Genomic DNA, 12571 nt, shown 5'->3' with positions numbered 1-12571 from the left:
AGGGATTCCAATATGGACGTGCAACGCAAGCTGGAAATCCTGGCGGACGCTGCCAAGTATGATGCGTCCTGCGCCTCCAGCGGCACCGAGCGGCGGGCTTCCAGCGACGGCAAGGGCATGGGCTCGACCGCGCCCGGCATGGGTATCTGCCATTCCTACGCGCCGGACGGCCGCTGTATCTCGCTGCTCAAGGTGCTGCTGACCAACGCCTGCAATTACGACTGCCTCTATTGCGTCAACAGGGCCTCCTCCAACGTGCCGCGTGCCCGCTTCACCATCGACGAAGTGGTCAAGCTGACGCTCGACTTTTACCGGCGCAATTACATCGAAGGGCTGTTTCTCTCCTCCGGCATCATCCGCAACCCCGACTACACCATGGAGCAGGTGGTGAGCGTCGCGCGCAAACTACGGGAGGAGCATCACTTCCGCGGCTACATCCATCTCAAGACGATCCCCGAGGCTGACGATGCATTGATCTCCGAGGCCGGCAAATATGCCGACCGTCTCTCCATCAACATCGAAATGCCGCAGGAGACGAGCCTGCAGCAATTCGCGCCCGAGAAGGACGTGCGCGCGATCCGCCGTACCATGGGCCGGCTGCGGCTGAAGCTGGACGAGGCCGAGGAAAGCCGCAGCGCGAAGACGAAAGCCAAGCCGCAGCGCTTCGCGCCGGCTGGCCAAAGCACGCAGATGATCGTCGGCGCCGACGCGGCCTCCGACCACACCATCCTTCACACCAGCGCCAATCTCTACGGTTCATACCGGCTGAGGCGCGTCTATTATTCCGCGTTCAGCCCGATCCCCGACGCCAGCCGCGCGCTGCCTCTGCGCGCGCCGCCCTTGCTGCGCGAGCACCGTCTCTACCAGGCCGACTGGCTGATGCGGTTCTACGGCTTCGACGTCGGCGAGATCATCGACGACAGCGCGATGCTGCCGCTCGACATCGATCCAAAACTCGCCTGGGCGCTGCGCCACCGCGACCGCTTCCCGCTCGACGTCAACCGCGCCAGCCGCGAGGAATTGTTGCGCGTGCCAGGCTTCGGCACCAAAGCGGTCGAGCGCATCATCGCGGCGCGCCGCACGACCACGATCCGCGTCGCCGATCTCGCGCGGCTGCATGTGCCCCGGAATAAAGCGCTGCCGTTCATCGTCCTCAGCGATCACCGGCCCACGCCGCATCGTCTCGACGAGGCACGGCTGATCGAACGGTTCAAGCCGAAGGCAACACAACTGGGATTTGGCTTCTGATGCAGTACATCACCCTCGAGAACGAAACCGATTTCGATGGCTGGCGCAAAGCCGCACGTAGCCTCGTGCTTCACCAAATGAAGCCGGCCGACATCACCTGGGCCGTGCGGGGCGGCGAAGCGGAGCTGTTCGCGCCGCCCTCGCCGTCTCCGCTGCCGGCCGGTGGCGACGGCACCTTCAACGTGCCTGCAAAATTCGTCGAGCTCGCCAAGGCCGCGATCCTGCATCGCGATCCCGAGCGTTTCGCCATCCTCTATCGCCTGCTGTTTCGGCTGAAGGACAATCACGACCTCATCGAGGTCGCGACCGATGCCGATGTCGCGCAAGTCACGGTCATGGCAAAGGCGATCTACCGCGACGAGCACAAGATGCATGCCTTCGTGCGCTTCCGCGAGATCGGCAGGGAACGCGAAGCCCACTACGTTGCGTGGTTCGAGCCGGAGCATCATATCGTCGAGCTCGCCGCGCCGTTCTTCGCCAAGCGCTTTGCCGACATGCCCTGGTCGATCCTGACGCCGGATCTGTGCGCGCATTGGGATGGCCATGCGCTCTCGTTCACATCAGGCGTCAGCAAGAGCGAGGCGCCGAGCGAAGACCGGCTGGAGGAAACCTGGCGGCGCTACTATGCCAGCATCTTCAATCCGGCCCGCCTGAAGGTGAAGGCGATGCAAACGGAGATGCCGAAGAAATATTGGAGGAACCTGCCCGAGGCTTCGATCATTAAGCCTCTGATCGAGGATGCCGAACGCATGACCGGCGCCATGATCGCCAATGCCGCAACCGATCCGCACAAGCCTCAAAAGCGGCCGGAGGCTCCGATGAAACGCAAGACCGCTACCGACGATCTCGAAGCGCTCCGCGAGGAGGCCGCCCACTGCCGCGCCTGCCATCTCTACAAGGACGCGACCCAGACCGTGTTCGGCGAAGGTCCGAAATCCGCCAATATCATGCTGGTCGGCGAACAGCCCGGCGACAAGGAAGACCTCGCCGGCCATCCCTTCGTCGGTCCGGCCGGCCAGATGCTCGACCGGGCACTGCAGGAGGCCGGCGTCGACCGCAAGAAGGTCTATGTCACCAACGCGGTGAAACACTTCAAATTCGTGCCGCGCGGCAAAATCCGCCTGCATCAGAAGCCGAATACGCCGGAGATAAAGGCCTGCCGACAGTGGTATGAGCGGGAAGTCTCCGTCATCCAGCCCGATCTCATCGTAGCGATGGGCGCGACCGCCGCGCAAAGCGTGTTCGGCAAGATCACCCCGATCGGCAAGACCCGCGGCCGGCTGATCGATCTTCCTGACGGTCACAAGGCGCTGGTGACGGTGCACCCGTCCTATCTGCTACGGTTGCCCGATCCGGAAGCCAAGGTGCTGGAATATCAGCGCTTTGTCGAAGACCTGAAGATCGTCGCCGGTTTGCAGAAGAAAGCCGCGCGGGCGGCGTAAATAGCGGCGGAAATCGGCTTTCAACCGCTGCTTGTCATCCAGCCTTCAAATCCATCGCGGACAATACCCTTACCTGAAAGTTAAGGGGCGTCCTGACATGACCGATGTAGCATTCGACCGCGCAGTAGCCGATCCCGCGCCGATCCAGCCGGCCTCGCGGCCAAATCTCGACAAGGGCTTCAACCCGCTCACGATGATCCTGTTCTTCGGCATCCTCGCCGCGGGCCTGCTCTATGTGGCCTACAGCATCTATTCGGATGTCGATGCGACCGGCACGCGTGTCACGAGCTACCTGCCCTACATCCTCTTGTTTGTCGCGCTCCTGATCGCGCTCGGCTTCGAATTCGTCAACGGCTTCCACGACACCGCCAACGCGGTGGCCACCGTTATCTACACCCATTCGCTGCCGGCCGAAGTCGCGGTGATGTGGTCGGGCTTCTTCAACTTCCTCGGCGTGCTACTCTCGTCTGGCGCCGTGGCCTTCGGCATCGTCTCGCTGCTGCCGGTCGAGTTGATCCTTCAGGTCGGCTCCAGCGCCGGTTTCGCGATGGTGTTCGCGCTACTGATCGCCGCAATCCTTTGGAACCTCGGCACCTGGTATTTCGGCCTGCCGGCCTCCTCCTCGCACACGCTGATCGGCTCGATCATCGGCGTCGGCGTCGCAAACGCGCTGATGCGCGGCCGCGACGGCACCTCGGGCGTGGACTGGGGCAAGGCCACGGAGATCGGCTATGCGCTCCTGCTGTCGCCGCTGGTCGGCTTCGTCTGCGCCGCCGGCCTGCTGCTGCTGCTCAAGCTGATCGTCAAGAACCCGGCGCTCTATGCCGCCCCTGAGGGTAACAAAGCTCCGCCGATCTGGATTCGCGGCCTGCTGATCCTGACCTGCACCGGTGTCAGCTTCGCCCACGGTTCGAACGACGGCCAGAAGGGCATGGGCCTGATCATGCTGATCCTGATCGGTACCGTGCCGACGGCCTATGCGCTCAACCGCGCATTGCCGGAGTCGCAAGTCGCCCAGTTCGCGAAGATCTCGGAAGCCGCCTCCAAGGTGGTTGCGGCCAAGGGCGCGGGCCATGCGATCATCGGCGATCCCCGTCCTGCGGTGACGCAGTACGTCACCTCGCATCACATCAGCGAAGGCACCTATCCTTCGCTCTCAGTGCTGGTGAAGGATGTCGGCGAGCAGGTCGCGAAATACGGTTCGCTGAACAAGGTGCCGGCGGAAGTCGTCGGCAACACCCGCAACGACATGTACCTGACCTCGGAAGCGATCCGCTTCCTGATGAAGGACAAGGAAAACGACCTCAGCAAGCAAGAGGTCGCGACCTTGAACGCCTACAAGGGCGGACTCGACAGCGCGACCAAGTTCATCCCGACCTGGGTGAAGGTCGCGGTCGCCATCGCGCTCGGCCTCGGCACCATGATCGGCTGGAAGCGCATCGTCGTGACCGTCGGTGAGAAGATCGGCAAGACTCACCTCACCTACGCGCAGGGCGCTTCCGCCGAGCTCGTCGCCGCCGCCACGATCGGCGCCGCCGACGTGTTCGGCCTGCCGGTCTCGACCACCCACGTGCTGTCGTCCGGCGTCGCCGGCACCATGGCCGCGAACGGTTCGGGTCTTCAGGTCGCCACCATCAGGAACATGGTGATGGCCTGGGTGCTGACCTTGCCCGTCGCCATCCTGTTGTCGGGTACGCTGTACGTGATCTTCTCGCGGATCTTCTGAGCCGATCACGTCGCTCGAAGACAAAGGGCCCGTGCGGTGCACGGGCTCTTTTCATGTGTGCTTTCGGCTTGACCTTACGATGCCGCGAGCGATTGCTCGACCAGCTTGACCCAGTACGACGTGCCGTAAACGATCGCCTCGTCATCGAAATTGTAGGCGGGGTGATGCAGGCCGGCGCTGTCGCCGTTGCCGCAGAAGATGAAGGCGCCGGGGCGCGCTTCAAGCATATAGGCGAAATCCTCGCCGCCCATCAGCGGCGGCATCTCGAGCACGTTGGCCTCGCCCGCAACTTGCCCCGCGATGCGACGCGCGATCTCGGTCTCCGCGGCGTGATTGTTCACCACGGGATAATTCCGCTTGTAGTGCAGATCAATCTTGGCGCCGGTGATCTGCGCCACGCCCGCGACAACCTCGTGCACGCGCTTCTCGACCAGCTTGCGCACCTCCGGCGACAGCGTGCGGATGGTGCCCCTCAGTGTCGCGGTTTGCGGAATAACATTGCGGGCATTGCCCGCGTGGAACTCGCAGATCGAGATCACGGCCGATTCCAGCGGATCGACGCTGCGCGCGACGATCGACTGCAGCGCCGTGATCACTTGCGCGCCGACCAGAACGGAATCGACACATTTGTGCGGCCGCGCGGCATGGCCGCCGAGACCCTCGATCATGATATCGACCTCGTCGGTCGCCGCCATGATCGGACCCGGCCGGATCGCGAACGAGCCCACCGGAATGCCCGGGCCGTTGTGCATGCCGTAGACCTGCTCGATGCCGAAGCGCTCCATCATTCCGTCCTTGACCATCGCCAAGCCGCCGGCGCCACCCTCCTCGGCCGGCTGGAAGATCACCACCGCATCGCCGGCGAAGTTGCGGGTTTCGGCGAGATAACGGGCAGCACCGAGCAGCATCGCGGTGTGGCCGTCATGGCCGCAGGCGTGCATCTTGCCGGGAGTCTTCGACGCGTAAGGCAGGTTGGTCTGCTCCTCGACCGGGAGCGCATCCATATCGGCGCGCAGGCCGATGGTCTTGAGGCCCCCGCCGGCCGGCTTGCTGCCCTTGATCACGCCGACCACGCCGGTCTGGCCGATGCCGGTCACGACCTCATCGCAGCCGAATTCGCGCAGGCGGTCCGCGACGAATGCTGCGGTGCGGTGGACGTCGTAGAGCAGCTCCGGATGCTGGTGGATGTCCCGGCGCCAGGCCTGAATATCGGGTTGAAGGTCGGCGACGCGGTTCACGATGGGCATGGAGGGTCTCAAGCTTTGTTGAAAATGCAGGCCTGTCTACCATGCAAGCGCCAGTCCACCCAACTGGCGGGGAGTCTGGGGTAGCTCTGTCCTCTCGTCATGGCCGGGCTTGTCCCGGCCATCCACGTCTGACTATTAGAACGGAAAGCGCGTGGATGCCCGGGACAAGCCCGGGCATGACTCCTATTGGGTGGAAGCAGAATGCCAAGGCGGCTCGAAGGTGAGTTTGACTACATTGTCGTTGGGGCTGGCACGGCCGGCTGCATCGTCGCCAACCGGCTGTCGGCCAATTCCAGCAATCGCGTCCTCATCCTCGAAGCGGGCGGCGACGACAACTGGATCTGGTTCCACATTCCCGTCGGCTATCTCTTCGCCATCGGCAATCCGCGCTCGGACTGGATGTTCAGGACCGAGGCCGAGCCCGGCCTCAACGGCCGCTCGCTCGCCTATCCCCGTGGCAAGGTGATCGGCGGCTCGTCGGCGATCAACGCCATGATTTCGATGCGAGGACAGGCCGCCGATTACGATCACTGGCGCCAGCTCGGCATGACCGGCTGGGGTTATGACGACGTGCTGCCGCTGTTCAAGCGGCTCGAGGATCACTTCCTCGGCGCGAGCGAGCATCATGGCACCGGGGGCGGCTGGCGCATCGAGGCGCCGCGGCTGTCCTGGGACGTCCTCGATGCGGTGGGCGATGCGGCCGAAGAGATGGGCATCAAGCGCATCCCGGATTTCAATACCGGCGACAACGAAGGCACCAGCTATTTCCACGTTAATCAGAAGCGCGGCCGGCGCTGGTCGTCGGCGCGTGGCTTCCTCAAGCCGGCACTGAACCGCCCGAACCTACGGCTCGAAAAGCATGTGCTGGTTGATCGTCTGATCATCGACCAGGGCCGCGCTGTCGGCGTGCGCTTCATCCAGAATGGCGAGATCATCGAGGCGCGTGCGAAACGCGAGGTAGTCCTCTCGGCAGGCGCGATCGGCTCGGTGCAGGTGCTGCATCGCTCCGGCATCGGGCCCGCCGACTGGCTGTCCCCGCTCGGCATCGACATCGTGATGGACAAGCCCGGCATCGGTCGCAATTTGCAGGATCATCTCCAGCAGCGCGCGATCTACAAGGTCGAGGGCGTGCGCACATTGAACGAGACCTATTACAATCTGGTTCGACGCGGCTTGATGGGCCTCGACTACGCCTTACGCCGTCGCGGGCCGCTGACGATGGCGCCGTCGCAGCTCGGCATCTTCACCCGCTCCGATGCGACGCGCGCACGCGCCAACATCCAGTTCCACGTGCAGCCGCTGTCGCTCGACAAGTTCGGCGATCCTCTACACCGCTTCCCCGCGATCACGGTGAGCGCCTGCAATCTCCAGCCGACATCGCGCGGCACCGTACGTCTGCGTTCGGCGGCGCCGGACGAGAAGCCGATCATCGCGCCGAATTACCTTTCAACGGATGACGACCGCCAGGTCGGCGCCGACGCCATCCGCACCACGCGCCGCCTGATGCAGCAGAAGGCGCTGGCAAAATATCGTCCGAGCGAATATCTGCCCGGCCCCGCCGTCGGCGACGACGATGCCTCACTCGCCAAGGCTGCCGGCGACATCGGCACCACCATCTTCCATCCCGTCGGGACCGCGAAGATGGGCGCGGTGAGCGATCCCATGGCGGTAGTCGACGAACGCCTGCGCTTCTACGGTCTCGGCGGCCTTCGCATTATCGATGCCTCGATCATGCCGACCATCACGTCGGGCAACACCAACACGCCGACCGCGATGATCGCCGAGAAGGGCGCGACGATGATTTTGGAGGATGCGAAGTGAATGCGTAGCTTGATGGGGCGCAGCGAAATCCGGGAAAGGACGCTCGATTGGTCCCGCATTCCGCTACGCTCCATACCGGCTACGCGTCCAACCACCTCACGAAAACGTCATCGCGTCCGGGAATAAGACCCCCGGTCCCCCAATCACCTCCCCGAAGCCCAATTCCGGGCGAAGTGGAGCTGCGCGATGAGCGGACACGATCACGGCGAGGACGGCTTAAGCCGCCGCAAGGTGCTGGAATGCATGACTTGGGCCGGCACCGGGGTGCTTTGGACCATCACCGGTGGCGTCCCGCGCTCGCTCGGCATCATCGATTCCGCGCAGGCCGCGACCGCGGCTGCGCCCGGAATGACCTTCCTCCAGATCAGCGACAGCCATGTCGGCTTCGACAAGCCGGCCAATCCCAACGCGCTCGGCACGCTGGAGGAAGCCGTCAACAAGATCAACGCGATGCCGGTCAAGCCGTCGTTCATGATCCACACTGGCGACATCACGCATCTCTCCAAGGCCGCCGAGTTCGACAATGCCGACCGCATCATCTCGCAGAGCAAGCTCGACGTGCACTACGTGCCCGGCGAGCATGACTTCCTCGACGAGGACGTGAAGTTCTATCGCGAGCGCTACGGCCGCGGCACCAAGGGCGCGGGCTGGTATTCGTTCGATGCCGGCGGCGTGCACTTCATCGGCCTCGTCAATGTCGTCGACCTCAAGGCCGGAGGCCTCGGCAATCTCGGCGCCGAGCAGCTGGCCTGGCTCGAGGACGATCTGCGCGGCAAGCCGAAGTCGACGCCGATCGTGCTGTTCGCCCACATCCCGCTCTGGACCGTCTACCCCGAATGGGGCTGGGGCACTGAGGACGGCGCCCGCGCGCTGGAACAGGTGAAAGGCTTCGGTTCGGTCACCGTGCTGAACGGCCACATTCACCAGGTGATGCAGAAGGTCGAGGGCAACGTCACGTTCCATACCGCGCGCTCGACCGCCTTCCCGCAGCCGGCGCCGGGAGCTGCCCCCTCGCCCGGACCGATGAAGGTCGAGGACGCAAAGCTCCGCGCGATGCTTGGCGTTGCCAGCATCAACTTCAAGCAGAACGAGCAGCGGCTCGCGATCATCGACACGCCGCTCCAGGGTTGATGCAAGGCTAACGGAAGCTGACAATGAAGACTCTCAATCGCCGCGACTTCGGTGCCGCCTTCGGTCTCGCTTTGGCCGCGGCCATGCTGTTACCCGCCACAACCGCCCATGCCGAAGACATGGAGGTGCATATCGACAATTTCGTCTTCCAGCCGGCCGAGCTCAGGATCAAGGTCGGCACCACCGTGACCTGGACCAACCGGGACGACATCCCCCACACCGTGGTGTCGGCCGGCAAATTCAGGTCCAAGACCCTGGACACTGACGACAAGTTTTCGTTCACCTTCACCAATGCGGGCGACTACAAATATTTTTGTTCTCTGCACCCGCACATGACGGGGATGATCAAGGTTGAGTAACATCTCGAACCAAGGCATCAACGTCTTGCCCGGCCGGTGGTCCCACGCCGGCCGGGCTCGTGTGCCTTCGGTCACACACAGAGACAAGACGAACAGGGACGAAACGAACAGCGACGAGACGAATCAACGAGCAAAACAAGAGGCAAAGCGAGGAGCGATGCCCGCTAACGACGATTTGCAGAAGGCGCAACGCTTCCGTGAGGCGGCGCTGCCCTATCTCGACGACGTCTACACGCTCGCGCGCTATCTCTTGCGTGACGCCTCCGATGCAGAGGACGCGGTGCAGGAGTGCTATCTGCGCGCGCTGAAGCATTTCGACAGCTATCGCGGGCCGGCAATGAAGCCCTGGCTATTTGCGATCCTGCGTAACGTCTGCAATGCCGAATATGCACGCCGCGCGCACAGGCACGGCGCGATCGAGGATACCCCCGGCGCTGCCGAGCAGACGCCGATCTGGCAGGAGACCGAGGCCAGCCCCGAAACCGAAGTGCTGCGCAGCCGCGATGCGGGCGCGATCCGCAAGCTGATCGATGCGCTCGCCGAACCGTTCAAGGAAACATTCGTGCTGCGGGAGATCAACAACCTGTCCTATCGTGAAATCGCCGAGGCCGTCGGTGCACCCGTCGGCACCGTGATGTCCCGCCTCGCCCGCGCGCGCGCCATGCTGCGCGCGGCCTGGACGGCGGATGAGGAGCAAGCAAGATGACCTGCGACGAAGCAAGGATCCTGCTTCACGCGCTGCTCGATAACGAGCTCGATGCCGGCCATGCGCGCGAGGTCGAAGCCCATATCGCCGGCTGCCCGGCCTGCGCTGCGGAGCTTTCGGCACAGCGCGAGATGCAGCGCGTGCTCGCGGACGCCAATTTGCGCTACACCGCGCCGGCGAGCCTGCGTGCGCGTATCGAGGCCTCGCTGCCGCAGCGTCAACAGCCGAGCCGCCGCTCCGTGCTGCGCGGCTTTGCGATGGGCTCGGCAGTCTCCGCGCTCGCCGCATCCGGCGTTGTCGCATTGGTGCTGCGCCAGGACGACCAGCAGCGCATCCTGTCGGAGGTCGTCTCCGCGCATCTGCGCTCGCTCCAGGCCGGCCACCTCATCGACGTGCTCTCGACCGACCAGCACACGGTGAAGCCCTGGTTCAACGGCAAGCTCGACGTCGCCCCGCCCGTGATCGACCTCACCGCACAAGGTTTTACGCTGGTCGGCGGCAGGCTCGACTATATCGACGCACGCGCCATCGGAGCGGTCGTCTACAAGCGCCGGCAGCACGTGGTCAATCTGTTCGTGTCGCAGACATCGAACGCAGAATACCGCGCGCCCAAGACCGAAACCATGCAGGGCTTCAACTGCCGGCGCTGGGGCAATCGCGGCCTGAACTTCTGGGCCGTCAGCGATCTCGGCGCAGACGAGCTCGCCGAGTTCGTCGACAAGTTCGAGGCGGCGATGAAGGCGAATGTGGAAGGGTAACCCCTAGAGTCGTATCAGAAATTGATACAAATCCCTTGCGCACGTATCAACCAATGATACATTGACTGAGTGATCAGGACCTTTCGGGATAAAACGACTAAAGCGGTCTTTAACGGCGAAAGCCCCAAACGCTTTCCGGCGGACCTGGTGAAGGCTGCTCGCCGGAAATTGCGCTATCTTCACGCTGCGGGCGAACTCAGCGATTTGAGGGCACCACCCGGAAATCGCCTTGAAGTCCTCACGGGCGATCGCAAGGGACAGCACTCGATCAGGATCAACGACCAGTTCCGAGTGTGCTTCGTGTGGACATCACAAGGTCCCGTTCAGGTCGAGATCGTGGATTATCACTAGGAGAATGCGACGATGGCCAAGAAACTCAAGCCCATGCATCCTGGTGAGGTTCTTCGGGAAGAATTCCTGAGCCCGCTGGACATGTCGGCAGGCGCGCTCGCCAAGACATGCGGCCTGCCGCGTACGCGTATTGAGCGGATTGCGGGTGAGCAGACCGGAATCACCGCTGACACCGCGCTTCGGCTTGCCAAAGCGCTCGGCACGACCGCCGAGCTATGGCTCAATCTCCAGAACGATTACGATATCCAGATCGCCAAACGCGATCTCGGGAAGGCTCTCGACCGCATCGAGACTGTGAACAAGCCCAAGGCGGCCTGAGCTTACGCCGATCGCCTCACCGCGTTGTCCACCAGCGTCTTGCCGAGCGACCAGATCGCGCCGGGGACCTTGTGGCTGCCGGCGATGACGTCGTCGAAGGCGCGCTCGATCCAGCCGCAGTCTTCCTCGGTGATGGTGAGCGGCGGCAACAGCTTGATGGTGTGGCTGCCATGGCCGGCGACTTGCGTGAGGATCTTGTGGTCCTTGAACAGCGGCACGGTGATGAGCTGGCAGAACAGGCCCTTGTTGGCCGCCTCCAGCACGTTCCAGGACGCCCGCAACCGCAGCGATTTCGGCGGGCCAAACTCGACGCCGATCATCAGGCCCTTGCCGCGAACTTCCTTCAATAGCTCGTAGCCGGGCACCATACGAGTCAGCGCGAGGCGCAGTTCGGCACCGCGCTTGGCGGCGGACTCGATCAGCTTCTCGGACTCCATGACATCGAGCGTGGCGATGCCCGCGGCCATCGCCAGGTCGTTCTTGGAGAAGGTCGAACCGTGCACCACTGCACGATCCATCTGGTTGAATATCTTGTCGAAGATGCTCTTGCGCGTCAGCACCGCGCCGACCGGCACATGGCCGCCGGACAGCGACTTCGACAGCAGCACCATGTCGGGCTCGACGTTCCAGTGCTCGACCGCGAGGAAGCGGCCGGTGCGGCCCATGCCGGTCTGGATCTCGTCGGCGACGAACAGCGTGCCGTATTTCTTGCAGAGCGCAGCCGCAGCCGGCAGGAACTCGTCGGTGGGCATGTTGACGCCCTTGCCCTGGATCGGCTCGACGACGAAGGCCGCCACCTCGCGCGAGGCCAGCGCCTTTTCGAGCGCGGCGAGATCGTTGAACGGGACCGAGGTGCAGCCCGGCAGCAGCGGCTCGAAGCCGGTGCGGAAGTTCGAATCGCCCGTCAGCGACAGCGCGCCATAGGTCAGGCCGTGATAGCCGTGGGCACAATAGACGATGCCCGGACGGCCGGTGGCGCCGCGGGCGAACTTGATCGCCGCTTCGACGCATTCGGCGCCGGAATTGGCGAAGAACGCCTTGTCGAGATAGGGGACGTACTTCAAAAGCCGCTCGGCGAGCACGCCAGCGAGCACCGAGACGTCGAACTGGACGAGGTTGGGCAGGTCGGCATCGAGAACGCTCTTGAGCGCCTCGCGCATGACAGGATGATTGCGCCCGATCGCAAACACGCCAAAACCGGACAAGAGGTCGAGATAGCGCGCCCCGTCCCGGTCGTAGAGGTACTGTCCCTGCCCCTTCTGGAAGCCGACATCGTAGCCGATGGTCTTCAGAACCCGAACGAACTGCTCGTTCAGATGCCGATTATGCAGGGCGCTGCGCTGGGCCTGGCGGTCCGCAAACAGCTGAGACATGTCTGGATTTGGGCTGTGCATCCGCTACATACTTCGGTTGAGGGCCGTCTCGTCAACTGAAAACGGACCGTTGCCAAAAACGGTCTGTGCG

The 12571-nt window shown here is 63.6% G+C and carries 12 protein-coding genes; 10 read left to right on the top strand and 2 right to left on the bottom strand.

Features of this window, described 5'->3' with window-relative positions; genetic code table 11:
• The first annotated feature begins 12 nt into the window (after positions 1–12).
• From ABIB66_RS02130 to ABIB66_RS02120, 3 genes are all read left to right on the top strand, one after another.
• Positions 13–1248: a putative DNA modification/repair radical SAM protein gene (locus tag ABIB66_RS02130; RefSeq protein WP_354206906.1), complete on the top strand. Its 1236-nt coding sequence runs from the start codon at positions 13–15 to the stop codon at positions 1246–1248.
• On the top strand, positions 1248–2690 hold the full coding sequence (locus ABIB66_RS02125; protein ID WP_354206908.1) for a UdgX family uracil-DNA binding protein: 1443 nt from the start codon (positions 1248–1250) through the stop codon (positions 2688–2690). Before ABIB66_RS02130 ends, ABIB66_RS02125 begins: the two co-directional genes overlap by 1 nt.
• Positions 2691–2787: 97 nt before the next feature.
• On the top strand, positions 2788–4416 hold the full coding sequence (locus ABIB66_RS02120) for an inorganic phosphate transporter (protein ID WP_354206910.1): 1629 nt from the start codon (positions 2788–2790) through the stop codon (positions 4414–4416).
• 74 nt (positions 4417–4490) lie between these two features.
• Here ABIB66_RS02120 and ABIB66_RS02115 read toward each other — a convergent pair whose 3' ends face one another.
• Positions 4491–5663, bottom strand: coding sequence for a M20 aminoacylase family protein (locus ABIB66_RS02115; protein ID WP_354206912.1), 1173 nt, complete (start codon positions 5661–5663; stop codon positions 4491–4493).
• A gap of 201 nt (positions 5664–5864) precedes the next feature.
• Between ABIB66_RS02115 and ABIB66_RS02110 the strand changes: the two genes are divergently transcribed.
• The 7 genes from ABIB66_RS02110 (at position 5865) to ABIB66_RS02080 (ending at position 11107) form a co-directional block, all read left to right on the top strand.
• Positions 5865–7484, top strand: coding sequence for a GMC family oxidoreductase (locus ABIB66_RS02110; RefSeq protein WP_354206914.1), 1620 nt, complete (start codon positions 5865–5867; stop codon positions 7482–7484).
• 186 nt (positions 7485–7670) lie between these two features.
• Positions 7671–8615: a metallophosphoesterase family protein gene (locus ABIB66_RS02105; RefSeq protein ID WP_354206916.1), complete on the top strand. Its 945-nt coding sequence runs from the start codon at positions 7671–7673 to the stop codon at positions 8613–8615.
• 23 nt (positions 8616–8638) lie between these two features.
• Positions 8639–8974 carry a cupredoxin domain-containing protein gene (locus tag ABIB66_RS02100; RefSeq protein WP_354206918.1) on the top strand — a complete coding sequence of 112 codons (336 nt, stop codon included), beginning with the start codon at positions 8639–8641 and terminating at the stop codon, positions 8972–8974.
• A gap of 157 nt (positions 8975–9131) precedes the next feature.
• On the top strand, positions 9132–9680 hold the full coding sequence (locus ABIB66_RS02095; RefSeq protein ID WP_275170615.1) for a sigma-70 family RNA polymerase sigma factor: 549 nt from the start codon (positions 9132–9134) through the stop codon (positions 9678–9680).
• Positions 9677–10438 carry an anti-sigma factor family protein gene (locus ABIB66_RS02090; protein WP_354206920.1) on the top strand — a complete coding sequence of 254 codons (762 nt, stop codon included), beginning with the start codon at positions 9677–9679 and terminating at the stop codon, positions 10436–10438. Before ABIB66_RS02095 ends, ABIB66_RS02090 begins: the two co-directional genes overlap by 4 nt.
• Before the next feature lie 69 nt (positions 10439–10507).
• Positions 10508–10789, top strand: a complete 282-nt coding sequence (locus tag ABIB66_RS02085) for a type II toxin-antitoxin system RelE/ParE family toxin (RefSeq protein WP_354254068.1) — start codon at positions 10508–10510, stop codon at positions 10787–10789.
• A 12-nt stretch (positions 10790–10801) separates the two neighbouring features.
• Positions 10802–11107, top strand: a complete 306-nt coding sequence (locus ABIB66_RS02080; protein ID WP_354206924.1) for a HigA family addiction module antitoxin — start codon at positions 10802–10804, stop codon at positions 11105–11107.
• A 2-nt stretch (positions 11108–11109) separates the two neighbouring features.
• Here ABIB66_RS02080 and hpnO read toward each other — a convergent pair whose 3' ends face one another.
• Positions 11110–12501 (bottom strand): aminobacteriohopanetriol synthase HpnO, encoded by a 1392-nt coding sequence (hpnO, locus tag ABIB66_RS02075; protein ID WP_275170612.1) that lies wholly within the window; start codon positions 12499–12501, stop codon positions 11110–11112.
• Positions 12502–12571: the final 70 nt, after the last annotated feature.

It is taken from the genome of Bradyrhizobium sp. F1.13.3 (assembly GCF_040548265.1).
Taxonomy (GTDB): domain Bacteria; phylum Pseudomonadota; class Alphaproteobacteria; order Rhizobiales; family Xanthobacteraceae; genus Bradyrhizobium.
The sequence above is the reverse complement of the archived record's forward strand: the minus strand, read 5'-3'. Positions and strand labels throughout refer to the sequence as shown.

Excerpts from the sequence above, each read along its gene's own strand:
- ABIB66_RS02130 (WP_354206906.1), top strand. The coding sequence starts at position 13 with ATGGACGTGCAACGCAAGCTGGAAATCCTGGCGGACGCTGCCAAGTAT.
- ABIB66_RS02125 (WP_354206908.1), top strand. The coding sequence starts at position 1,248 with ATGCAGTACATCACCCTCGAGAACGAAACCGATTTCGATGGCTGGCGC.
- ABIB66_RS02120 (WP_354206910.1), top strand. The coding sequence starts at position 2,788 with ATGACCGATGTAGCATTCGACCGCGCAGTAGCCGATCCCGCGCCGATC.
- ABIB66_RS02115 (WP_354206912.1), bottom strand. The coding sequence starts at position 5,663 with ATGCCCATCGTGAACCGCGTCGCCGACCTTCAACCCGATATTCAGGCC.
- ABIB66_RS02110 (WP_354206914.1), top strand. The coding sequence starts at position 5,865 with ATGCCAAGGCGGCTCGAAGGTGAGTTTGACTACATTGTCGTTGGGGCT.
- ABIB66_RS02105 (WP_354206916.1), top strand. The coding sequence starts at position 7,671 with ATGAGCGGACACGATCACGGCGAGGACGGCTTAAGCCGCCGCAAGGTG.
- ABIB66_RS02100 (WP_354206918.1), top strand. The coding sequence starts at position 8,639 with ATGAAGACTCTCAATCGCCGCGACTTCGGTGCCGCCTTCGGTCTCGCT.
- ABIB66_RS02095 (WP_275170615.1), top strand. The coding sequence starts at position 9,132 with ATGCCCGCTAACGACGATTTGCAGAAGGCGCAACGCTTCCGTGAGGCG.
- ABIB66_RS02090 (WP_354206920.1), top strand. The coding sequence starts at position 9,677 with ATGACCTGCGACGAAGCAAGGATCCTGCTTCACGCGCTGCTCGATAAC.
- ABIB66_RS02080 (WP_354206924.1), top strand. The coding sequence starts at position 10,802 with ATGGCCAAGAAACTCAAGCCCATGCATCCTGGTGAGGTTCTTCGGGAA.
- hpnO (WP_275170612.1), bottom strand. The coding sequence starts at position 12,501 with ATGCACAGCCCAAATCCAGACATGTCTCAGCTGTTTGCGGACCGCCAG.